Origin of the sequence: Martinezella multihospitum, from assembly GCF_900094585.1 — a bacterium.
GTDB classification, from domain to species: Bacteria; Pseudomonadota; Alphaproteobacteria; order Rhizobiales; family Rhizobiaceae; genus Rhizobium; species Rhizobium multihospitium.
This window is the reverse complement of sequence record NZ_FMAG01000006.1, coordinates 35,291-56,611: the sequence shown is the minus strand read 5'-3', so window position 1 is coordinate 56,611 and position 21,321 is coordinate 35,291. Positions and strand designations below refer to the sequence as shown.

Sequence of the window (21,321 nt, the reverse complement as noted above, 5' to 3'; positions counted from 1 at the left end):
AGGCATATGGCTGCGTCTTTGAAATTGCCGTTGGTTCCAGCTTCTTTTTTCGGTGTGGTTCTCGGGCTTTCCGGTCTCGCCAATGCTTGGCGCGTGGGTGCGCGCATCTGGCGCCTGCCGGCATTTGTCGGTGAAGTGCTGACTTTCATGGCGCTAACCGTCTGGCTGGTGCTGATCGTGCTCTACGCTTTGAAATGGATGGTGGCGCGCGAGGAGGCACTCAAGGAAGTGGCGCACCCTGTCCAGTGCTGCTTCATCGGCCTTGTCGGTGTCGCAACCATGCTGGTGGCCGGTGGGCTCCTGCCCTACTCGCGTATCGGCGCAGAAACCATATTCCTGATCGGCGCCGTCTATACCCTGGCATTCTCCGTGTGGCGCACCGGAGGGCTCTGGCAGGGCGAACGCGATATCGCCACCACGACAGCCGTGCTCTATCTGCCGAGTGTTGCCGGCAGTTTCGTCACCGCCATCGTCGGCGCGGCGCTTGGCTTCCCGCAATGGGCGCAGCTTTTCTTCGGCGCCGGCTTCTTCGCCTGGCTTGCCATCGAATCCGCCCTGCTGCATCGCCTGCTGACGGGACCGGCGCTGGCACCGCCACTAAGGCCGACCCTCGGAATTCAACTGGCTCCGCCGGCCGTTGGTGCACTTGCCTATATCAGCGTTACGCAAGGCCCTCCCGACATGCTCGTCCATGCCATGATCGGCTATGGCTTGCTGCAGGCTCTGATCATGTTGCGCCTCCTGCCCTGGATTATGAAGGAGGGCTTCAGCCCCGCCTATTGGGCCTTCACCTTCGGCGCGACCGCGCTGGCCACCGCCCCGATGCGCCTTGTTGAACGTGGCGATGTCGGTCCAGTCACGCAACTTGCTCCCATTCTGTTCGTCGCCGCCAATATCGTCGTCGGTTTGGTCGCGCTGGCGACGATCTGGCTGATTGCCAACCGCAAACTTGTCATTAGCTGGGTCGAACTTGCCGGCAGCGACGCCGGCGCCGTTGGTCAGCGATAATGGAGCTCAATATCGCCGTCAGGAGGGTGATGTGCTTGATCATGTGACGATCGGGGTTCGCGATCTCGAGCGATCGAAGATGTTCTACGACACGATATTGCGCTCCATCGGCATAGAGCGTCTTTATGCTGAAGGCGAAAGATTTGCGGGTTACGGTATTGGCCAGAAAGCTTTCTTCTGGATCGGTCAGCGCGATGCTCTGCAAACAGGCGCCCATATCGCCTTTGCCGCCCCAAACAGAGAGCTCGTCGATGACTTCCATCGGGTCGGGATCATCGCCGGCGGCACCGATAACGGTGCTCCCGGTCTTCGCCCCCATTATCATCCGAACTATTATGGCGCTTTCATTCTCGATCCTGACGGCCACAATATCGAAGCCGTTTGTCACCTGACGGTGATTTGAGCGAAAAACGCCCTATGTCCGATAAGAATGAGATCATGGTACCGGCGGACCTACATAGCGCGCTCGCGGCCGAATGAGCCTGCCGCTGGTCGCCTGCTCCATGGCATGCGCAAGCCAGCCGACCGTCCGTGCCAGCGCAAAGATGATCAGCGGCGCATCCTCCGGGAGATGATAGGCGTGGGTCATCGCTGTCAAAGCGAAATCAACATTGACCCGCTCGCCGACCAGCTGTTCGCCGACATCGCGAACCCTGGCGAAGAGCGGCGGCAGCGTGAAGCAACCAAGCAACGCCTCTCCGCGGATATCGACGTCAGGATAAAGTTGATGGCCGAAAGCCGGCAGTGGCCGTCCTTCCGCCAGATAGCTGCGGACCGCCTCATCCACCCCCGTCGTGGCTGCCCGCGCGATCAGCGTGCGCACGCTCTGCCATGCACCGCCATGCAGCGGACCCGTCAGCGTGGAGAGGCCGGATAGAGTGGCGGCGGACAGCGTGGCGCCGGCGGATGCCGTGATCCGCGCAGTGAAGGTCGAAGCGTTCAACTCGTGATCGGCAAGCAAGACGAAACTGCGGCGGATCACATCGGCGGCATCGGGGCGGTTCCAGGCAGCCGCGAGGCGCCGATGCAGCGGTTGGTTCCACGCGCCCGGGGCCAGGGCTTCAGCCACCGTACCGAGCACGCTTTCGGCTTCATTTTGCAGGGCTGGAAGCGAGCGTCCGAGTGATGGCAGGTCGCTTGTTATGCGCTCTGCCAATGCTGAAAACGCGGCATCCAGGGACGGAAGTTTTTGCCGTGCAGCGCTTTGCTGGAATCGCAACGGTCGTTTCATATCCCAAAGCAGCAGCGCGATATCTTCGAGGCTTGCGCTTTCGGCAAGCATCGCCACATCCTTGCCGCGATAGAAAAGCCTGCCGCTCGAAACCGTCGACAGCGCCGATGGCAAGACAGGATCACCCCATTGAATGGCCTCGGCGGCCACCGCCTCGGTCTTGCGCCTTCCGGCATGGCGGGTGGCCAATCGCTTGACGTCATCGGCGAAATAGAGGCTGCGCCGCGTGTCGGCGGGATCGGCTTTCGCCCGAATGCGCCCGCGGCTAACATTGGCGTAGAGCGTCTGTGATTTCGTTCCCAGCAGGTTCAGTGCCTGCTCTGCCGTCAGCCAGCTCATCGGTTCTCATATTGATCAATTGCATCAAGATTGACGTCAATAGGAATAGATCCGATCTAATCGGATAGTCAAAGGAGAACCGTAATGAAAAGTGGTCTTGAAGATGTCATTGCCGCAGAAACCAAGCTATCCGACGTCGACGGCGCTGCCGGTCGCCTGATCATCCGCGGCGTGTCGCTCGATGATCTGGTCGCGACCAGCCGTTTCGAGGATGTCGCAGCACTGCTGCTCGATGGTCTGTTCGACGAACATATCGATGCAGCTTCCATCCGCAAGCAACTTGGTGCTGCCCGCGTTGCGCTTTTCTCGCATGTGAAGGCAGCCGATGCCGCCATCCTCGCGCTGCCGCCGGTGGATGCCGTACGTGCCTTGCTGGCACGCGTTGCCGACGGCGAGGATTTTGCAACGGCGATCCGCCTGATGGCAGCGCCCGCCGTCTTCCTGTCCGCTGTCTTACGGCTGCAAAAGGGCGACGCGCCGATCGCGCCGGATGCCTCACTCTCGCAATCGGCCGATATCCTGCGCATGTTGACGGGTCGAGTGCCGACGACGGAGCAGACGGCAGGCCTCGATGCCTATCTGGTGACGATTTCCGATCACGGCTTGAATGCATCCACATTCGCCTCGCGCGTCATCGCCTCGACCCATGCCGGCCTGACCTCGTCAGTCTTGGCGGCAATCAGCGCCCTCAAAGGCCCTCTGCACGGCGGCGCCCCCGGCCCTGTCCTCGATATGCTCGACGGCGTCGGCAAGCCCGAAAATGCGCGTGCCTGGCTATCGAACGCGCTCGATCATGGCGAGCGGTTGATGGGATTCGGTCATCGTATCTATCGCGTTCGCGATCCCCGCGCCGATGCCCTGAAGACGGCATTGAAGCCAATTTTTGCTACGGGACAGGCGGATGCCGGGCGCATCGCTCTGGCGGAAGCTATTGAAGCGGCGGCACTGGCGCTGTTGAAGGAGCGCAAACCGGATCGCCCCCTCGACGTCAACGTCGAATATTACACCGCCTTGCTGCTCGACGCTCTCGGCTTTCCGCGCAGCTCGTTCACCGGCGTCTTCGCGATCGGCCGCACGGTCGGCTGGATCGCCCACGCCCGCGAGCAGACGCTCGACGGCCGCCTGATCCGGCCGCAATCGCGTTATGTCGGTCCGCTGCCGAAGGCCGCATAGACGGCTCTGCCAGAAGATGGAATTTAGGCGGCCGCGGATTGGCGCGGCCGCATCATGCCCTCGCGAATGTGACGGGCCAGTTCGAGCGCTTGCGGCGTCGCATTGCCTTTCGGCAAATGCAGGTTGATCGCAAAGATTGGCAGTTCGGGCAGGCCCTGCTCGATGGTGAGGATATCGAGATCGGCGGGAACGGTCGAGGCAAGCCAGGCGGTGACAGCCAGATCCGTACGCACCGTTGCCGTGGTCGCCTCGATATTGCCGTTCTCAAAGACCGTCCGCCAGCGCAGGCCATCCTTGCTGAGTGCCGCAAAGACGGACGACCGGAAGGCACAGGTATCGGCGACCATCGAGATCGGCAGCGGTACTTTGCGATGGGCATTGCCGGCCTTCGCGCCGACCCAGACAAGCCGCTCCACAGCAAGGCATTCGCCTTGTGACGTGCCGTATGGTTCCTCCACCACGCAGAGGTCGACAGCTCCCTTCCCCAATTCTTCCAGCAATTCCGGCGACGATGCGCAGACCAGCGAAATCTCCACCTGCGGATAGCGCTCGGAATAGGATTTGAGCACGGGTGCCAGCGTCGCTCCAACAAGATCATAGGGAACGCCGAGCCGGACACCGCCGCGGACAGTGCTTTCCGTCATGTCGTCCCAGATCTCGTCATTCAAGACAAGCAGGCGGCGGGCATTGCCGCGCAGCCGTTCTCCGGCTTCGGTCAGCCGCAATCCGCGTCTGTCACGCTCGAACAGGGCGCAGCCGAGCATGTCCTCCAGCCGCTTGATCTGCTGGCTGACGGCACCCTGGGTCATGTGCAGCATATTGGCCGATATCGTCATGCTGCCCTGGTCGGCAACGGTGGCGAAGGTTCTGATGAGGGCAATATCGAAGTTTCGGATCATCTCAGCATTATAAATGCTAATGCCGCGATCCTTCAATATTCGTTTTGCTGATGAAGGTCGCCTCTCTATCCCTTGTCTCAAAATCGAGAAAGGTTGGAGATGACAATCGAAACCCTATTGCCGCTGATCCTCTTCGCATTGGTTTCGACGATAACGCCGGGAGGTGCTACGACGCTTGCGACCGCGTCCGGAGCACATTTCGGGTTTCGTCGGTCGATACCGGTCATGGCCGGCTTCGCTGTTGGTCTCGGTTCGATGGCTGGCGCGACGGCTGCAGGCCTTGGCGGTGTATTACTGGCTCTGCCGACGCTGCAGATCGGCATGAAGACGCTTGGATCGCTCTACCTGATCTGGCTTGCCATCCGGATCGGTAGGAGCGGCCCGCCGAGCACGACCGGACAGATGGCGAGACCCACCGGCTTCATCGCCGGCCTCTGGATGCTCTGGCACAATCCCAAGGGCTGGGCGATGACGATGGGGGCCGCTGCTTCTTTCGCTGCGTTGGCGGAAAGTCCCGTCAGACTCGCGATCCTGCTCGGTATGACCTTCTGCCTTATCGCAGCCTTCTCGCTCGCCGTATGGTGCCTTCTCGGGCAGATGCTCGGGCGTCTGCTGAAAACGGCATGGCAGTGGCGCGCGGTCAATATCTCTCTTGCCTGCCTCCTGGTGATTTCGATCATTCCGATGTGGGGCGAGTGAAACCAGGCAGACGGAGGCTGGTTTGATCACGGCCGGCTGCGCCAGAGCCATATGGTCAAGGTCCCGGCGCGACCACGCAAGCCTGTTTCGATCGGGCCATCGAGGCTCCCCTCACTGAAAGGCGAGCTGTCCCGACCGGCGGAGAGCAGCAGCTCATGGCTGATGGCGATTTCGGCGCGATTGCTGGCGGCGACCTCCATCAGGCGGCTTGCGACGTTGACGGTGTCGCCGGTTGCGGTGATCTGCTGGCGTCCTCCACCGCCCAGCCGAGAGGCGACGATGGTGCCGGAATGCGCACCGATCTTGAAGCCGATGCGGGACGCGACCGTCTCCGGCAGCGCTGAGAGCCAGCCCTTCATCCGCGCGGCCAGACGGATGCAGCAGCGCGCCGCATTGGCGGGATCGCTCGGCTTCGGCTGCGGCAGGCCGAAAAGGATCATCGCTCCGTCGCCCATGAAGCTGGTGATGGCGCCGCCGGATGCGGTTACCTCCTCGTCGACGAGATTGTAGAAGCCGCTCAGTAGTTCCCGCACGGCGGCCGGGCCGATCGCCTCACTAAGCCCCGTGAAGCCGTTGATATCGATGAAGACGACGGCCGCTTCCTGCTGTACCGGACTTGCGAGAAAATCGGGGTCGCGGGCAAGATATTCGGCAAGGCCGGGCGCCTCGATGCGCTGCAGGAGCTCGCTTTGCTCGGCAAATCGCGTGGCTCGCCTACGGTCGAGCCAAAGCTGTGCTGCGCCAAATAGCAGCATCGGCGGTACGGTCGCAGCAATCGGCAGAGCCGCGCTCAGCCATATCCCACGCTTGAATGCGCTGACATTGACTGCGAACCAGACAAGCATGACGCCGAGCACCGTTATCGGGCCAATGGTGCTGCGCCACCAGGAGAGAAGGGAAACGACGAGCAGCGGCAGGCCGACGGCGAAATAAAGGTCGATGAAACGAACGTTGCGGTCGCGTACCAGACCGTCTCCGGCAATCAGATGCGTGATCGAGGTCGCGATAACTTCGACACCCGGCAGAACGGGATCGAAAGGCGTTGGAAAGACATCGCCGCCGCCGGTAACGGTCGCGCCGATAATGACGATATGGTCCCTGATCGCAGCCTCCGGCAATTGCCCATTGAGCGCAGCGCCGGCGCTGACGGTGCGGATCGTTCCGCGCGGACCGTAGAACGTGAGCGGCAAGAGATAGCCGGTATCGGTCAGGACGGACCGGTCACCGATCTTGATATGATCGGAGATGACGGTTGTCTGCTCGTTGGTTGCGGTGGAAACGACACGCAGCGAAAAGGATGGTTCGATGCGCTCACCGCTGCGAAACAGCATCGGCACGAAACGCGGCGTGCCCGCCTTGTCGGTCTGCACATTGACGATGCCATAGCTTGCGACATCGGCGAACCGCTGCTGTGGTTCGAGGAATTGCAGCGCACTGGGCACGCGGGCGAGAGGTTCCTTGCTATCTTCTGTGACGCGCTGATGGCTTTCGGGAAAGATGCCGGCCGCAGCCAGAACAACCTTGGTCCGTTTGAGTGATTGTTCCAATGCCGCATCGCCGGCCTCGTCGCCGGCATCGACCAGAAGCAGGTCGAGCGCGACAGCTTTCGGCCCCAGTGCGGCGATGGCATCGATCATTTTGGCAAGCGTGGCGCGAGGCAAAGGATAGTGTCCCGCCATACGCGACGTCTCATCGTCTATGGCAACGATCGTGACGAGATCGGGTGGCTGGAAGCTGCCGCCGAGCGTATTGCGGAGGTTCGTGAGCGTCGCTTCGGCGCCGTCGACAAAGGGAATGTCACCGCGCAGATGCGCGACGCCCAAGCCCAACCCCCAGACAGCAGTCAAGAAAAGTGCAATCAGCGTCTGCAGCGGCGGTCTGCGCATGGACGTCAGGATCTCACTGGGCGAGGCGCGCGATCAGGGCGTTTATGCGCGATTGGGCCCATGCATTGACGCGCAAGCTAGTGCGGGTGCGATCAACATCGACACCTTGCCCTCGCCCAAGCGTCACCCCCTGTCCGGTCGATATCTTGCTAACAGCAACACGGCCGCGCAATACAAGTACGGATGTCTTGCCGCGTTGGGCATCAACAGCCCATCGCGTGCCGCGCACGGCGGCGATCGCCTGCGGCGTCACCACTTCGAAGCCGCCCTTAATACGGTTGCGATCGACATCAACCAGTGCTGCCTTGCTGTCGAGTATGAGAGCATCCGCCCGGCCATCATGGTTTCGGTCTGCAAACCGGTAATGCGCGCCGCGCTCGACGATGACGCTAAGCCCAGCCTCGCAATTCAAGGTCTGGCGCGTCGCGCTGACAGCTGGCTGCAACGGGCAATTTGCGACGGCTTGCGCAGAAGCCGTGCCGACACTGATGATGCATAGGCTGCCTGCTGCCAGCGCCAGGCCGCGAATATTGCTAGCGTGGATCATGATTGTGGCCCCTCATCGCATGTAACTGGAGCCACCTGCGGCGATTTCCAGTCATGGCGTGTTCGATCCCTGGGGGGATGATGCGTCATGAGCGATTGATCTGCAAGTTGTCGTAGCCTCTCGCCTTGTAGAGCACGCTCGAAATCACCCAGCTCAAAAGGAAAATGCCGACGACAGCGAAACCGAAATTGGCAAGATTATCATTGAGTTCGGCGATGAAGTTCCAGAATCTCCCTTCGAGACCAAGCTTGTCGGCAATCAACCCCAGGGCCTCGATGCCGCCGATGAAGACGGCGACGACGACCGAAGCTGCGGTGATGGTCAGATTGTACCAGAGCTTGCGTACAGGCTTGACGAAGGCCCAGCCGTAGGCGCCGGTCATGAGGGTACTATCCAGCGTGTCCATCAGCGACATGCCGGCCGTAAACAGTGCCGGGAAGACGAGGATGGTCCAGAAGGACATGCCTTGCGCGGCCTGAGCGGCGGAAATCCCCAAGAGCCCGATCTCCGTTGCGGTATCGAAGCCGAGGCCGAAGAGGAAGCCGATCGGATACATGTGCCAGGAGCGGGTCACGACCTTGAACATGGGCCGAAAGATGCGCGCCAGAAAGCCGCCACCGGCAAGCAGCGTGTCGAGATCATCTTCTGCGATCCTTTCACCCCTCTGCGCTCTTCTGAAGGCGGACCAGATACCTTTGAGGACGAAGAGATTGGCAATGCCGATCAATAGCAGAAAAACCGCCGAAACCGTCGTGCCGATGACGCCGCCGATATCATGAAAGGAATCGAGCTGGCTCTGCATGGCGGCGGCCGTTGCGGCAATCAGGATGGAGGCGATCACGACGATGGAGGAATGACCGAGCGAGAAGAAGAAGCCGACGGCGTAGGGCTGCTTCTTTTCCTGAATGAGCTTGCGCACGACATTGTCGATCGCGGCGATGTGATCGGCATCGAAAGCGTGGCGTAGGCCGAACATATAGGCAAGAAGCGCAATGCCCAGGAGGGAGGGCCTGTCGGCAAAGGCGACCCAGGCCCAGATCCATGCGGCAATATTGAAAACAATCAACAGCGTGAAGGTGATGGCGATCTTGGCCCTCGGCCGCTCGACGCCATCATCAAATGGATTGAGGATCATACTTTTGTTCCCGTTATGCTTACTCGCACAGTGTCACGGAAACGGAGGCGACGCGACAGTCAATTGACGTAGATGCCGAAGTTTTTCGCAGTGTCGCAAAATTGGGCAGATCCTGTATATACCAGATCTGCCCTCGCTCTTAGCCTATCTCGAACGGGTTACCCTCATCGGCCCAGCCGGTGATACCGCCGATCATGACCTTCACGCGCTTGCCGAGCGTGCCCAACCGCAAGGCTGCCTTGTCGGTGCCGTTACAATGCGGCCCGGCGCAATAGACGACGAACAGCGTATCGTCTGGCCATTCCGCCATCTTCCGTGCGGTCATCTTGCCGTGCGGCAGGTTGATCGCACCCGGAATATGCTGTTGCTGGAACAGGGCCGGCCCGCGAACGTCGAGCAGGACGAAATCGACATTGCCTGAGGTCATGGACAGATAGACGTCGGAACAATCGGTCTCGAAGGCAAGCTTGCGGGCATAATGCTCGGCGACGAGACTGGGGTCTGCGGCGGGGATTTCACTGACTAGGGACATGGAGTGCTCCTTCTTTGGTTCGGCGCATTCATGCCTGAGCGATCCCACCGTTGAAATTGGCCGAAATGCCATATAACGTCAAAATCATGCCAAACTCTGATCGTCCCCATCTTCTAGGCCCCCATGTCGTCACCCTCGTCTATGACGGACTTTGTACCTTCGAATTTGGCGTCGCCTACGAGATCTTCGGCCTGCCGCGTCCGGAGATGGGTGAGGACTGGTATCGCTTTTCCGCCTGCGCTATCGAGGATGGCCCTCTGCGTGCTGCGGGCGGGCTGACGGTACAGGTCGATCATGGCCTTGAGGTTATTGCCGATGCCGATCTGATCGTCGTGCCCGGTTGGCGCGGCATAGGAACGGCTGTCCCTGCCCCGCTGATTGCCGAACTGCAGGCGGCGAGCCGCCGCGGCATTCGCATCATGTCGCTCTGCTCCGGCGTCGCGGTCCTTGCTGCTGCGGGCTTGCTCGCGGGCCGGAAGGCGACGACGCATTGGCGCTATGTCGATTCCATCGCCGCCCGCTATCCGGACATCACTGTTGATGCGGATGTTCTTTATGTCGATGAAGACAAGGTGCTGACCGCCGCCGGCAGTGCCGCCGCCATCGATCTCTGCCTGCATGTCGTGCGGCGGGATTTCGGACCTGAGATCGCCAATAGCGTCGCGCGCCGTCTGGTGGTGCCGCCCCATCGCGAGGGTGGCCAGGCACAATATATCGAGACGCCGGTTCTGCGACAGCGCGAAGGCGCCCGCTTGGGGCCCCTGCTTGAATGGATGCGCGAGCGCCTGCAGGAGGAGCAGCCCATTGCTGCGCTGGCGGCGCGGGCGGGTATGAGCATGAGGACTTTTCAGCGTCGTTTCGAGGCGACCACCGGCATGGCGCCGGGCGAATGGCTGCTCAGCGAGCGACTGCGACGGGCTCGCGATCTGCTTGAAAAGCAAACGGCCATTTCATTGGATGACGTGGCAGTGGCGAGCGGATTTGGATCGCTCGCCACCATGCGCCATCATTTTCGAGAGAGGCTTGCGGTCAGTCCGAGCGACTACCGCAAGCGATTTGCAGCTCTCAAACCAGCCGGCTCTGTTCCGTCGCCGCTTCGATGAAGCTTGAGAACAGCGGATGCGGCTCCAGCGGACGGGACTTCAGTTCCGGGTGATACTGGACACCGATGAACCACGGATGATCTGCATACTCGATCGTCTCAGGCAAAACACCATCCGGTGACATGCCGGAGAAGGTCAAGCCGCAGTCTTCCAACTTGTCCTTGTAGTCAATGTTGACTTCATAGCGATGGCGATGGCGCTCCGAAATATCGGTGGAGCCGTAGATCTCGGAAATCTTCGTGCCCTTCTTCAGGGCCGCCTTGTAGGCGCCGAGACGCATGGTGCCGCCGAGGTCGCCGGAGGCCGTGCGCTTCTGCAGCTCATTACCTTTCAGCCATTCGGTCATCAGGCCGACGACCGGCTCCTTGGTCGGTCCGAATTCCGTCGACGATGCATGTTCGACGCCGGCCAGATTGCGGGCCGCTTCGATGACGGCCATCTGCATGCCGAAGCAGATGCCGAAATACGGCACCTTGCGTTCGCGCGCGAAACGGGCGGCGAGGATCTTGCCTTCAGAACCGCGCTCGCCGAAGCCGCCGGGGACGAGAATACCGTGAACCTTCTCGAGATACGGGGCCGGATCTTCCTTTTCGAAGACTTCGGATTCGATCCATTCGAGCTTGACCTTGACCCGGTTGGCAATGCCGCCGTGATGCAGCGCTTCGATCAGCGACTTATAGGCATCCTTCAGGCCGGTATATTTGCCGACGATGGCAATCGTTACCTCGCCTTCCGGCGTGCGAATGCGATTGCAGACCTCTTCCCACTGCTCCAGGCGCGGCTTCGGAGCCGGCTCGATGCCGAAGGCGGCCAGGACCTCGTTATCAAGGCCTTCCTTATGGTAGGCCATCGGCACGTCATAGATGTTCGCGACATCGAGCGCCTGAATGACGGCAGATTCCCGCACGTTGCAGAACAGAGAAAGCTTGCGGCGTTCGGCCTCCGGGATTTCGCGATCCGCACGGACGAGCAGGATGTCCGGGTGAATGCCGAGGGCCTGTAGTTCCTTGACCGAATGCTGCGTCGGCTTGGTCTTCAGCTCGCCGGCAGCCGGAATATAAGGCATCAGCGTCAGATGAACGTAGACCGCAGTGCCGCGCGGCAGATCGTTGCCGAGCTGGCGGATCGCTTCCATGAAGGGCATCGCTTCGATATCGCCGACCGTGCCGCCGATCTCGCAGATGACGAAATCATACTCGTCATTGCCTTCGGTCACGAAATCCTTGATCTCGTTGGTGACGTGCGGAATGACCTGGACGGTGGCGCCCAGATAATCGCCGCGGCGTTCCTTGTCGATGATGTTCTTGTAGATGCGACCGGTGGTGATGTTGTCGGTCTTCGTGGCCGAGCGGCCGGTAAAGCGCTCATAGTGGCCGAGATCGAGGTCGGTTTCCGCTCCGTCGTCAGTGACGAAGACCTCGCCGTGCTGGGTCGGGCTCATCGTGCCCGGATCCACGTTCAGATAGGGGTCGAGTTTGCGCAGGCGGACTCGATAACCACGAGCCTGCAACAACGCTCCGAGAGCCGCAGCCGCAATTCCTTTTCCGAGGGAAGAAACCACGCCGCCAGTGATGAATACATATCGCGCCATGGGAGTCACCGGATACCTTTTCACAAATGATTCCGCTAGCCCTAAAATTCGTTTCCGGAATATTGGGCACAGAAGACGGAATATAGACAAAACAAAACCGGCAGATCCGAGGACCTGCCGGGGATGATCTTCAGCGACCGGATTTACTTACCGGTCGGGACGCTGCCGTTGTCGGCTGGCGCGGGAGTGGTCGTCGCCGGTGCGGTCTGCTGACCGGTTGCGGCCGGAGCCTGCTGGGCAGGTGCCGTCTGATTCGTCGCGGCAGGCGGTGTCGCCTGCGACTGCGGAGCGACGGCACCGCTGTTCGGAACGCCGCTATTGTCGGCCGGCTTCGGCTGGGTCGTGGCCGGAGCTGCACCCTTCTGGCCGCCGAGCGAATCGAGAATGCCGTTACCCTGGCCGGCCGTGCTCGGGATACGATTGAGAATATCGGTCGGGCGAGCTTCGAAGCGGGACAGCACGTTCATGCCGAGCGCCAGCGCAAAGAAGAGCGCTGCGAGGATCGCCGTGGTGCGGGTCAGCGCGTTGGCCGTACCGCGCGCAGACATGAAGCCCGATCCGCCGCCGATGCCGAGGCCGCCACCTTCGGAGCGCTGAATCAGCACCACGCCGATAAGGGCGACGACAATCATGAGATAGATGACAAGCAGTACGGTTTGCATAGATCCAGTCCTGCCCGGTGCGGGCATCAAAAATAAAAGCTCGCGGCTCTTTACATGAGGCTCTCGCCTATTCCAAGCCCTTTTAAGGTCGGAACTCCGGGCAAGTTGTTGCTTCAGGCGAACTGCCGTTCGAATGCGGCATAAATGGCGAGGAAATCGGTCGCTTTCAAGCTCTGGCCACCGACAAGCACACCGTTGACATGCGGAACATCCAAAAGGTCGCGTGCATTGGCGCCGCTGACCGATCCGCCGTAGAGGATTCGCATATTCGCGCCCTCCTTACCGAAGCGTTCGATGAGTTCGGCGCGGATGAAGGCATGTGCCTCCTCCACGTTCTCCTGGGTCGGGACAACGCCGGTGCCGATCGCCCAGACTGGCTCATAGGCGATCACGGTCGTCTGCGCCGTTGAGCCGTCCGGAATGGAGCCCACAAGTTCCCGCTTCAATACCTCTAGCGTCTGGCCGCTGTTGCGCTCGTAGGCCGTTTCGCCGATGCAGATGATGGCGATGAGGCCAGCATCATGCGCCGCCTGAGCCTTGGCGCGCACCAGCATATCGCTTTCCGCGTGATTCCTGCGGCGTTCTGAATGGCCGACGATGACGTGGGTCCCGAAGCAGTCGGCAATCATTTCGGCCGAAATGTCGCCGGTATGTGCGCCGCTGACCTGCTGGTGGCAATCCTGGGCGCCGATGGCGAGCGGGCTGTCGTCGCAAAGCGCGGTCGCGACATAGAGCAAGGTTGCCGGGGGGCAGAGCAGCGTATCGATTTTCTCCGACAGCGGCGCCTTGACGCCGTCCGCGATCGCCTTGATCTGATCCAGGCTCGCGCGCGTGCCGTTCATCTTCCAGTTTCCGGCCAGAAGCGGCCGTATGGTCTTCGTCATTCCGATATTCTCCCCCTTGATCCAGCTTCGGACTAACAAAAAGGAAAGGGAAAGGAAAGTTATCGAATGCGGCCGAAACGGGCTCAAATCGTTTGAAAAATGCTTATCCGGAAAATAAGTCGGATTGCGCGAGCGTTTATGACGCTTGCGGATCAACGATCCAGTTGAGCACTTTGCGCCAATCGGTCATGCGCACCGGCGTTCCATGATTGCCGGTCTCGAAAAGCGTAAAGCGTGTCGGATAATGCGCTTTGTAAAGCTTCTCAAACAGGGCCTGCTGGTCCGCAGCCGCATAGACCGGATCCTTGCTGCCATGCGTGAACCAGAGCGGCAGCTTTGCCTTGTAGAAAGCGCTCTTGGTGAAATCCAGATCGGTGACGCCGCTCAGGATCGCCATGCCCTTCAGGCGCTTGACGCTCTCGGCATCGCGGGTAATGCCCCAGCAGATGAAGCTGCCCATGGAGGCGCAGGTCAGGATGACGGGCTTGCCGCCCGACTGCTCATAAGAGTAGCGGATCAGCGCCGCGATATCGGCAACACCGTTGCTATCGAAGCCTTTGACGCTCGGCGCGTAATAGGTGCCGCCATTGCGGTAGGCGAGGTTTTTCAGCCGGTTGAAATTGCCGCCGAACGTATAGTCGTTGGAACCAAGCCTGCGGTCGCCGCCGCGGCCATGGATGAAGATGACGGTAAATGCCTGCTTCGATGCCGGGCCTATGCGGGTGACATCCACCTTGCGGTCGCCCAGTTGCAGAGTTTCGTCGTCCTGGGCTTTCCAGCGCACAGCGGTATCGACATAGGCCGGCTTGACGCGCTTTTCCGGGATCTGGTCGCGGCCGTTGATATCCCGCATTTCCTGGTAATCGATCGTCTGAAACGCGCCGTTGTCGTGGCTTTCGATGACCGTCTGATTGGAAAACAGCTCGTCCTTGAACGGCTTCAACATATCTGCCGAGGCGGTCTGCCCCGTCGCCAGTAGCAAAATGGCCGAGATTGCGGACAGGATAGGCAAATGAGCTGTGGACATTCGCATGCGTATACTTCCTCCGATCGGCCACTGGGCTTGCCATTCGTCACCCGGCAACGCAAATCTCTTCATAAATCCGCCCCGTCTCGGGGTGCCATCGCTCTTGTGCGCCGTTTCTGGCAGAATCACGGTGATTCGCGAATACCGGCGACAAATGCGATAATAAAGGGGTCTGGCCCCACCAGAACAAATCTGAGCAGCTTGAAATTCTATGGATAACAGCAACGATCTCTTCTCCGGCCTCCCCCGCTCGCCGAAACCGGAAGCAGCGGAAAAGCCGGCCGCAAAGCCGGAAAAGCCAGCCCCTGCGCCCGCACAGCGCGCGGCTCCGGCGACTTCGTCGTCGGAGGAATATGGCGCAAGCTCCATCCGCGTTCTCGAGGGGCTCGAGCCCGTCCGCATGCGCCCCGGCATGTATATCGGCGGCACCGACGAGAAGGCGCTGCACCACCTTTTCGCCGAAGTCATCGACAACTCCATGGACGAGGCGGTGGCCGGCCACGCCAATTTCATCGAGGTCTATCTCGATCGCGATGGTTACCTGACCGTCACGGACAACGGCCGTGGCATCCCTGTGGAAAACCATCCGCAGGTGCCTGGCAAGTCGACGCTCGAAGTCATCATGACCAAGCTCCATGCCGGCGGTAAGTTCGACGGCAAGGCCTATGAGACCTCTGGCGGTCTGCATGGCGTCGGCGTGTCCGTCGTCAATGCGCTGTCGGATGATCTGGAAGTCGAGGTCGCCCGCAACCGCAAGCTCTATCGCCAGCGCTTCTCACGCGGCCTGCCGGTCGGTGGCATCGAAGAACTGGGCGATGTGCATAATCGCCGCGGCACGCGCGTCCGCTTCCATCCCGATCCGCAAATATTCGGCGATCACGCCCGCTTCGATCCCGCCCGCGTCTTCCGCATGGCCCGTTCCAAGGCCTATCTGTTCGGCGGCGTTGAAATCCGCTGGAGCTGTGATCCAGAGCTGGCGCCGGAAGGCGCCGACGTTCCGGAAAAGGCGGTCTTCCATTTCCCGGGCGGCCTGAAGGATTATCTCAAGGCAACGATGGGCAATGAGTTCACCGTTACCCGCGAGATCTTTGCCGGCAAGTCGGAAAAGGAGAGCGGCCACGGTTCGCTCGAATGGGCGATCACCTGGTACGGCGGCGACCCGCAGATCCACTCCTACTGCAACACGATCCCGACGCCCGAGGGCGGCACGCATGAAGCCGGTTTCCGCATTGCGCTGACCAAGGGTCTGAAGAACTACGCCGACCTCACCCAGAACAAGCGCGCGGCCAATATCACCACCGACGATGTGATGATTTCGGGTGTCGGCATGTTGTCTATCTTCATCCGCGAACCTGAGTTCGTCGGCCAGACGAAGGACAAGCTTGCAACGGTCGAAGCCCAGCGCCTCGTCGAAAATGCCCTACGCGATCCTTTCGATCATTATCTTACCGACAATCCGGCCGAGGCCGAGAAGCTGCTGGATTGGGTGATAGAGCGCTCGGAAGAGCGCATGCGCCGTCGCAAGGAAAAGGAAGTCAACCGGAAGACCGCCGTGCGCAAGCTGCGCCTGCCGGGCAAGCTGGCGGATTGTTCGCAGAGTGCGGCAGAAGGTGCCGAACTATTCCTTGTCGAGGGCGATTCGGCAGGTGGCTCGGCCAAGCAGGCGCGCAACCGTACGAACCAGGCGATCCTGCCACTGCGCGGCAAGATCCTGAACGTCGCCAGCGCCGGTCGCGAAAAACTGTCGGCCAACCAGCAGATCACCGATCTCGTCCAGGCGCTCGGCTGCGGCACCCGCACGAAATACCGCGAAGAAGATCTCCGCTATCAGCGCATCGTCGTCATGACCGATGCCGACGTCGACGGCGCCCACATTGCCTCGCTGCTGATCACCTTCTTCTATCAGGAGATGCCGGAGCTGATCCGCCAGGGTCATCTATTCCTGGCCGTCCCGCCGCTCTACAAGATCACCCAGGGCTCGAAATCCATCTATGCCCGTGATGACGCCCACCGGCTGGAGCTGATGTCGACGGAATTCAAAGGCAAAGGCAAGGTCGAGATCAGCCGCTTCAAAGGTCTGGGCGAAATGTTGCCGGCCCAGCTCAAGGAAACGACGATGGACCCCTCCAAGCGCACGCTGCTGCGCGTCGAGATCGACGAAGTGGATTTCGAGGGAACGCGCGATGCCGTCGACAACCTGATGGGAACCAAGGCCGATGCCCGCTTCCGCTTCATTCAGGAGCGGGCCGCCTTCGCCGAGGATCTCGATATCTGACGTCAGACCAACCGCCGATTGCCGCGCTCGGCCGATCTCGCGATATTTTATCGGATTGTCGGATATTCGTTACGAAGGCGTCATGGATGAATGTGTAGATGACGGCATTGCCTTAGATGCCGCCATTTTACCATTCGGGTTGACGATTTCGCCATGTTGAAGCCATTTCTGACGACTGCTGCCGTTCTCCTCTTTGGCCATTCCGCCTATGCGCTGGATATCGGAACGGCCATCGACGTCCCCTGCCCCTTCGGCGACTGCAAGGCCGGGATCAGCCTCTCCTATCTCGGCAATTACGATATTCCGACCGGCTTTATGGAAAACGGCGTTGAAGTCGGCGGCCTCTCGGGCATCGATTTCGATCCCTCGACCGGCCGCTATATCGCCATTAGCGACGACCGCTCCGAAAAGGCACCGGCCCGGTTCTACGATCTCGACATCGATGTCGATGCAAACGGCCTGAAGGGTGTCGCGGTTGTCGATCACGTCACGCTGAAGGACAAGGATGGCCAGCCTTTTGCCATCAAGAAAGTGGATGGCGAGTCCATTCGTCTGGGCAAGGACGGTATCTATTGGACCAGCGAAGGCGACGGCAAGGCGCTGTTGCCGCCCTTCGTGCGCGTCGCCAATCGTGACGGCAGCTTCCTTCGCGAGTTCTCATTGCCTGACGGTTTTGCGCCGACCGCGGACAAGAGCGCGGGTATCCGCGATAATCTCGCCTTCGAGGGCATTACGCTCCTCGCAGACGGAGACGTTCTCGTCGGCACGGAATCGGCGCTTTATCAGGACGGCCCCATCACGACGCTGACAAATGGTGCACTTGCACGTCTCATCCGCTATGACGGGACGACCGGCCAGCAGAAAGCGCAATATGTCTATCCGATCCCGCCCATTCCGCAGGCGCCGCCCATGGCAAACGGTTGGAATGACTTCGGCCTGTCCGAGATCATGGCACTCGATGATCGTCATCTTCTGTCGATCGAGCGAGGCTTTGCGCAAGGCATCGGCAATTCGGTGGTCATCAATATGGTCGACGTCGATGGTGCCACCGACGTCGCCAATATTCCGTCGCTTGCGAAGACCGATCAGCGCGTTGTGCCGGTGCGCAAAACGCAGATCATGGATCTGCGTGCTCTCGGCCTTGCCCCCGACAATATCGAAGGCATTACCTTCGGCAAGGCGAAGGACGGCACCGATCTGCTGATCCTGGTTGCCGACAATAATTTCAATCCGGCACAGAAGACGCAGTTTTTCGCGTTCAAGGTGATCAGGCGCCCCTCCTGATATCTCGCTCCAGTCGTGCTAATGTCATGGCCGCATAATAAAGAGGCTTTAAAGCCGTTGCTCTTGAAACGGCCTAGATCATACCCCATAACCGGATGATCTAGTAAAGAGGGGCGAAGTAAGACCGGTGGGTGTATTTGAACGTCATAAGCCGAGGGAGCATCGGTGGCTGGGGCCAAGCGCGCATGCGCGCATGCCTTTGATCCCATCCATTTCCGCGGCGCGTTGGCTGCTGATTCTGATTGCCATCGCCGGCATTTATTTCTTTTACGGCTTTCTCGTTCCGGTCCTGGCCGCAGCGGTGATCGGCTTTGCCACCTGGCCGCTCTATAGCGATATCGTGCGCCGTACCGGCGGCAATACGACGCTTGCCGCCACCATCGCCATCGCATTCATCGTCACCTTCCTCGTCCTGCCCATCGTCCTATCCGCCATCTATATGGCTGGCGAGGTGCGCGAGTGGTTCAGCTGGGCGATCCATGTGAACCGCGAGGGGGCGCCGCCGCCGCAATGGATTCTGGCCTTGCCAGTCGTCGGCGCCTGGCTCGGCGAGCAGTGGACGCAATATGTCGGCAGCCCGGGCTCGCTTGGCGAGTTGGCACAACTCGTAAGCGGCGCCCATATCGGCAATATCTATAGAGCGGTGCTTGCAGCCGGCGGTGGTGCTTTCCACGTCGTGCTGACCTTGCTCTTCATGCTGATTGCGCTGTTCTTCATCTATCGCGACGGCGCGACCTTCGTTCGCCAGGTCGATTTGCTCGGCGAGAAGATTCTCCCAAATCGCTGGGAGCGGATTTCGCGGGTCGTACCGGCGACGATCAGTTCCACCGTCATGGGCATGACGCTGATCGCCATTGGCGAAGGCATCGTTCTTGGTGTGGCCTATTGGATCGCCGGTGCTCCGTCCGCAATCACGCTCGGCGTGCTGACTGGCGTCATGGCTCTCGTGCCCGGTGGCGCTCCGCTGTCGATGTCGCTTGTGTCGATCTATCTTGTCGCCAGCGGCTCGCTTTGGGCGGGTATCGCTCTCTTCCTCTGGGGCACGATCGAGCTTTTCATTGTCGACAAGACGCTTCGCCCCAAGCTTGTCGGCGGGCCGATCAAACTGCCGTTCCTTCCCACCTTCTTCGGCCTGGTGGGCGGCGTGAAGACCATGGGGTTCCTGGGGCTCTTCATCGGTCCGGTCCTGATGGCGATCATCGTCGCCATCTGGCGCGAATGGATTCGCGAGGCCGAATTGACCGAGGAACAGCAGGCGCAGGAACCCGAGCTGCAACTGCATGTTCGGGATGCTGCCGAAGGCTGATTGCTCAGCCGGTTTGTTCCAACCGTTTTTCCATGAACAGGCTGAGCGGGTCCGGCTGGTAGCTGCCGAATGCGGGAATTTCGAGATATCCGAATTTCCGGTATAGGCCGATCGCTTCCGGCTGATATATGCCGGTCTCCAATCGGACTGCCGAAAGGCCTCTTTCGAGCGCCGCCGCTTCGAGCGTCTCCATGAGCTTGCGTGCGACACTGCGGCCCCTGGCAGCCGGATCGACGAACATGCGCTTGATCTCCGCGGTACCATCGCCGGCTTCCACCAAGGCGCAACATCCGACGATCGCACCCCCTACCCTGGCAACCCAGAAGGTCACCTCCGCCTTCTCCAGCGAAGACAGATCAAGGATATGGTTGCTTTCAGGCGGATAGAGCGATTCCACATAGGCGCTCGACATGTCGAGAAGGCGAATGACGCCCTCCTGACGCGGGGGTTCGACAGCAATCGTCAGTGACAAGATAAACCTCGGACAATAGAACGCCTGCTGGATATCACGCGGCAGCGAGCGTCGCCAGTGCGGCGAAACTCCGTGCTGCCTGCCGCCGTTCGGCATTCGCAAGCTTCTCCACCATGTCGAGGAGCTGTGTCGCAGCGGCGGGAGCTGGCTCCGCGAGGCGGAACTTGCGCAGCAGGCGCAAAGAGACATCTTCCAGCATTGCACTGCCGTTCTTGCGGGAAGATTCACGCCATATCATCGTCGCCTCGACGAAGATGGTGCTGATATCCCGTGGCAGTCCAGCGCTTTCGTAGAGCGCGCGAATGGCGTAGACGCGGCCCCTGGAGATGATGGAGCGCACGCGCCGTTCGTCGCAGCCGGAAAGATTGGTGATCGCGCAGGCGAAGAAATCGACCTTGCCGGAGCACAGCGCATGCATCAGGAATGCAGGCGTCAGCCAGCCGCTCCGCCTGAGATGCTCGACCAAATCCGGCAATTGCTCGTGCTGCGCCGTTCCCGCAATCGTAACGGTTGCGGATTCAGTCGCCTCACGTGTCACCTGCTGCAGCCTGGAGCTGCCGACAAAGTTCTGGACGAGCGCCGATTCCGAAAGCGCGTCGCTGACCTGACGCATCAGCAGATGCCTGATGTCGGAAGACAGCATATCGCGGCAAAGAAGCAGCCCGCGTATCTCGGCGCAATCACCCATGCGCTCGGCGATGCGTTTGAGCGAAGCCTGTGAAAGCAATGCACCGTCATTTTCCAACAGACACAGAATTTCGGCTTCTCCGCCGATCTCGGCAAGTGCGGCACAGACTGCACGCGGCACCTGCCCGCGGGAGGCGATGAGAATCCGTGCCACATCGCTGCCATGCAATGCAAGATCGACGAGATCGGCATCAGTGAACACGGGCGAAAACAGGATGATCTGCCCTGCAATTTCAGGCTGATCGTGGGCAAGGGACAGAATGACATTGCGCGGCGCGCCAGCCGAATGGGCGACGGCTTCAGCAAGCGCCAGCCGCACGCGGGGAGATGGATCGTCCAGCAGGTATGTCATCGCCATCTCGGCGGCGTCACGCTCTTCTTTTGGCATCTCCGACTGCAGATAGGCCCTGCCGAGCGCGTTGGCGGCCCGGGTTCTGCTTTCTGCCTTGGCCGTTTCAGCCCAGCGAAGGAATGCTTCTATGATCACGTAACGCCCCGATATCGACGAGGCGATTCTTGCCCCGCAAATTCATATGCTTCACGTTATCGGGCAAAGGTTTACGGGACGTTTACCTTGCTTA

20 protein-coding genes are annotated in these 21,321 nt (G+C 60.4%); 8 read left to right on the top strand and 12 right to left on the bottom strand.

All coding sequences use genetic code 11. The features are described 5' to 3' along the window. Positions 1–6 precede the first annotated feature (6 nt). Both tehA and GA0061103_RS23020 read left to right on the top strand, forming a co-directional pair. Positions 7–1,008 (top strand): dicarboxylate transporter/tellurite-resistance protein TehA, encoded by a 1,002-nt coding sequence (gene tehA / locus GA0061103_RS23025; protein ID WP_092715318.1) that lies wholly within the window; start codon positions 7–9, stop codon positions 1,006–1,008. Between the two features lie 31 nt (positions 1,009–1,039). Continuing rightward, positions 1,040–1,411 carry a VOC family protein gene (locus GA0061103_RS23020; RefSeq protein ID WP_167376635.1) on the top strand — a complete coding sequence of 124 codons (372 nt, stop codon included), beginning with the start codon at positions 1,040–1,042 and terminating at the stop codon, positions 1,409–1,411. Positions 1,412–1,444: 33 nt separating this feature from the next. Here the strand turns inward: GA0061103_RS23020 and GA0061103_RS23015 are convergent, their stop codons facing one another. Next, positions 1,445–2,578 (bottom strand): citrate synthase, encoded by a 1,134-nt coding sequence (locus tag GA0061103_RS23015; RefSeq protein WP_092715317.1) that lies wholly within the window; start codon positions 2,576–2,578, stop codon positions 1,445–1,447. 84 nt (positions 2,579–2,662) lie between these two features. Between GA0061103_RS23015 and GA0061103_RS23010 the strand changes: the two genes are divergently transcribed. Next, positions 2,663–3,751, top strand: a complete 1,089-nt coding sequence (locus tag GA0061103_RS23010; RefSeq protein ID WP_092715316.1) for a citrate synthase/methylcitrate synthase — start codon at positions 2,663–2,665, stop codon at positions 3,749–3,751. 23 nt (positions 3,752–3,774) lie between these two features. Here GA0061103_RS23010 and GA0061103_RS23005 read toward each other — a convergent pair whose 3' ends face one another. Then, positions 3,775–4,650, bottom strand: coding sequence for a LysR family transcriptional regulator (locus GA0061103_RS23005; RefSeq protein ID WP_208603559.1), 876 nt, complete (start codon positions 4,648–4,650; stop codon positions 3,775–3,777). A gap of 99 nt (positions 4,651–4,749) precedes the next feature. Between GA0061103_RS23005 and GA0061103_RS23000 the strand changes: the two genes are divergently transcribed. Beyond that, on the top strand, positions 4,750–5,349 hold the full coding sequence (locus GA0061103_RS23000) for a LysE family translocator (protein WP_092715313.1): 600 nt from the start codon (positions 4,750–4,752) through the stop codon (positions 5,347–5,349). Between the two features lie 26 nt (positions 5,350–5,375). Here GA0061103_RS23000 and GA0061103_RS22995 read toward each other — a convergent pair whose 3' ends face one another. The 4 genes from GA0061103_RS22995 to GA0061103_RS22980 form a co-directional block, all read right to left on the bottom strand. Continuing rightward, the gene (locus tag GA0061103_RS22995; protein ID WP_092715312.1) at positions 5,376–7,235 is read right to left on the bottom strand and encodes a CHASE2 domain-containing protein; all 1,860 of its coding nucleotides are present in this window, start codon (positions 7,233–7,235) and stop codon (positions 5,376–5,378) included. Between the two features lie 13 nt (positions 7,236–7,248). Further along, positions 7,249–7,782, bottom strand: coding sequence for a FecR domain-containing protein (locus GA0061103_RS22990; RefSeq protein WP_092715310.1), 534 nt, complete (start codon positions 7,780–7,782; stop codon positions 7,249–7,251). 85 nt (positions 7,783–7,867) lie between these two features. Further along, positions 7,868–8,917, bottom strand: a complete 1,050-nt coding sequence (locus tag GA0061103_RS22985) for a HoxN/HupN/NixA family nickel/cobalt transporter (RefSeq protein ID WP_092715308.1) — start codon at positions 8,915–8,917, stop codon at positions 7,868–7,870. A gap of 139 nt (positions 8,918–9,056) precedes the next feature. After that, on the bottom strand, positions 9,057–9,449 hold the full coding sequence (locus GA0061103_RS22980; protein WP_092715306.1) for a rhodanese-like domain-containing protein: 393 nt from the start codon (positions 9,447–9,449) through the stop codon (positions 9,057–9,059). Between the two features lie 65 nt (positions 9,450–9,514). Here GA0061103_RS22980 and ftrA point away from each other — a divergent pair, with 65 nt between their 5' ends. Further along, entirely contained in the window at positions 9,515–10,552 is a 1,038-nt protein-coding gene (ftrA, locus tag GA0061103_RS22975; RefSeq protein ID WP_092715304.1) for a transcriptional regulator FtrA, read from the top strand. On the opposite strand, the gene GA0061103_RS22970 is transcribed toward ftrA, so the two are convergent. The 4 genes from GA0061103_RS22970 to GA0061103_RS22955 all read right to left on the bottom strand — a co-directional run bounded on the left by GA0061103_RS22970 (position 10,515) and on the right by GA0061103_RS22955 (position 14,722). Next, complete coding sequence (locus GA0061103_RS22970; protein WP_092715303.1) at positions 10,515–12,152, bottom strand: CTP synthase; 1,638 nt, start codon at positions 12,150–12,152, stop codon at positions 10,515–10,517. The genes ftrA and GA0061103_RS22970 overlap by 38 nt on opposite strands. A gap of 134 nt (positions 12,153–12,286) precedes the next feature. Beyond that, positions 12,287–12,805, bottom strand: coding sequence for a preprotein translocase subunit SecG (gene secG / locus GA0061103_RS22965; RefSeq protein WP_092715301.1), 519 nt, complete (start codon positions 12,803–12,805; stop codon positions 12,287–12,289). Positions 12,806–12,918: 113 nt separating this feature from the next. Continuing rightward, positions 12,919–13,689 (bottom strand): triose-phosphate isomerase, encoded by a 771-nt coding sequence (gene tpiA / locus GA0061103_RS22960; RefSeq protein ID WP_092715299.1) that lies wholly within the window; start codon positions 13,687–13,689, stop codon positions 12,919–12,921. Positions 13,690–13,825: 136 nt separating this feature from the next. After that, positions 13,826–14,722, bottom strand: a complete 897-nt coding sequence (locus GA0061103_RS22955; RefSeq protein ID WP_092715292.1) for an alpha/beta hydrolase family protein — start codon at positions 14,720–14,722, stop codon at positions 13,826–13,828. A gap of 205 nt (positions 14,723–14,927) precedes the next feature. On the opposite strand from GA0061103_RS22955, the gene parE reads away from it, so the two are divergent. From parE to GA0061103_RS22940, 3 genes are all read left to right on the top strand, one after another. After that, positions 14,928–16,991, top strand: a complete 2,064-nt coding sequence (parE, locus tag GA0061103_RS22950) for a DNA topoisomerase IV subunit B (protein ID WP_092715290.1) — start codon at positions 14,928–14,930, stop codon at positions 16,989–16,991. 153 nt (positions 16,992–17,144) lie between these two features. Then, the gene (locus GA0061103_RS22945) at positions 17,145–18,275 is read left to right on the top strand and encodes an esterase-like activity of phytase family protein (RefSeq protein WP_092715289.1); all 1,131 of its coding nucleotides are present in this window, start codon (positions 17,145–17,147) and stop codon (positions 18,273–18,275) included. 127 nt (positions 18,276–18,402) lie between these two features. Then, positions 18,403–19,581 carry an AI-2E family transporter gene (locus tag GA0061103_RS22940; RefSeq protein ID WP_092715287.1) on the top strand — a complete coding sequence of 393 codons (1,179 nt, stop codon included), beginning with the start codon at positions 18,403–18,405 and terminating at the stop codon, positions 19,579–19,581. A gap of 4 nt (positions 19,582–19,585) precedes the next feature. On the opposite strand, the gene GA0061103_RS22935 is transcribed toward GA0061103_RS22940, so the two are convergent. Together GA0061103_RS22935 and GA0061103_RS22930 are read right to left on the bottom strand one after the other, a co-directional pair. Further along, positions 19,586–20,053, bottom strand: a complete 468-nt coding sequence (locus tag GA0061103_RS22935) for a GNAT family N-acetyltransferase (RefSeq protein ID WP_208603557.1) — start codon at positions 20,051–20,053, stop codon at positions 19,586–19,588. Positions 20,054–20,087: 34 nt separating this feature from the next. Then, a complete protein-coding gene (locus tag GA0061103_RS22930) occupies positions 20,088–21,242 on the bottom strand; it encodes a DUF2336 domain-containing protein (protein WP_092715285.1) in 1,155 nt (384 codons plus the stop codon). Between the last annotated feature and the right edge of the window lie 79 nt (positions 21,243–21,321).

What these genes read in the sequence shown, in the direction of transcription:
- GA0061103_RS23015 (WP_092715317.1), bottom strand. Translation starts at nt 2,578, where the DNA reads ATGAGCTGGCTGACGGCAGAGCAGGCACTGAACCTGCTGGGAACGAAA.
- ftrA (WP_092715304.1), top strand. Translation starts at nt 9,515, where the DNA reads ATGCCATATAACGTCAAAATCATGCCAAACTCTGATCGTCCCCATCTT.
- GA0061103_RS22995 (WP_092715312.1), bottom strand. Translation starts at nt 7,235, where the DNA reads ATGCGCAGACCGCCGCTGCAGACGCTGATTGCACTTTTCTTGACTGCT.
- GA0061103_RS22955 (WP_092715292.1), bottom strand. Translation starts at nt 14,722, where the DNA reads ATGCGAATGTCCACAGCTCATTTGCCTATCCTGTCCGCAATCTCGGCC.
- GA0061103_RS22980 (WP_092715306.1), bottom strand. Translation starts at nt 9,449, where the DNA reads ATGTCCCTAGTCAGTGAAATCCCCGCCGCAGACCCCAGTCTCGTCGCC.
- GA0061103_RS23010 (WP_092715316.1), top strand. Translation starts at nt 2,663, where the DNA reads ATGAAAAGTGGTCTTGAAGATGTCATTGCCGCAGAAACCAAGCTATCC.
- GA0061103_RS22945 (WP_092715289.1), top strand. Translation starts at nt 17,145, where the DNA reads ATGTTGAAGCCATTTCTGACGACTGCTGCCGTTCTCCTCTTTGGCCAT.
- GA0061103_RS23000 (WP_092715313.1), top strand. Translation starts at nt 4,750, where the DNA reads ATGACAATCGAAACCCTATTGCCGCTGATCCTCTTCGCATTGGTTTCG.
- secG (WP_092715301.1), bottom strand. Translation starts at nt 12,805, where the DNA reads ATGCAAACCGTACTGCTTGTCATCTATCTCATGATTGTCGTCGCCCTT.
- GA0061103_RS23005 (WP_208603559.1), bottom strand. Translation starts at nt 4,650, where the DNA reads ATGATCCGAAACTTCGATATTGCCCTCATCAGAACCTTCGCCACCGTT.
- tehA (WP_092715318.1), top strand. Translation starts at nt 7, where the DNA reads ATGGCTGCGTCTTTGAAATTGCCGTTGGTTCCAGCTTCTTTTTTCGGT.
- GA0061103_RS22985 (WP_092715308.1), bottom strand. Translation starts at nt 8,917, where the DNA reads ATGATCCTCAATCCATTTGATGATGGCGTCGAGCGGCCGAGGGCCAAG.
- tpiA (WP_092715299.1), bottom strand. Translation starts at nt 13,689, where the DNA reads ATGACGAAGACCATACGGCCGCTTCTGGCCGGAAACTGGAAGATGAAC.
- GA0061103_RS22990 (WP_092715310.1), bottom strand. Translation starts at nt 7,782, where the DNA reads ATGATCCACGCTAGCAATATTCGCGGCCTGGCGCTGGCAGCAGGCAGC.
- parE (WP_092715290.1), top strand. Translation starts at nt 14,928, where the DNA reads ATGGATAACAGCAACGATCTCTTCTCCGGCCTCCCCCGCTCGCCGAAA.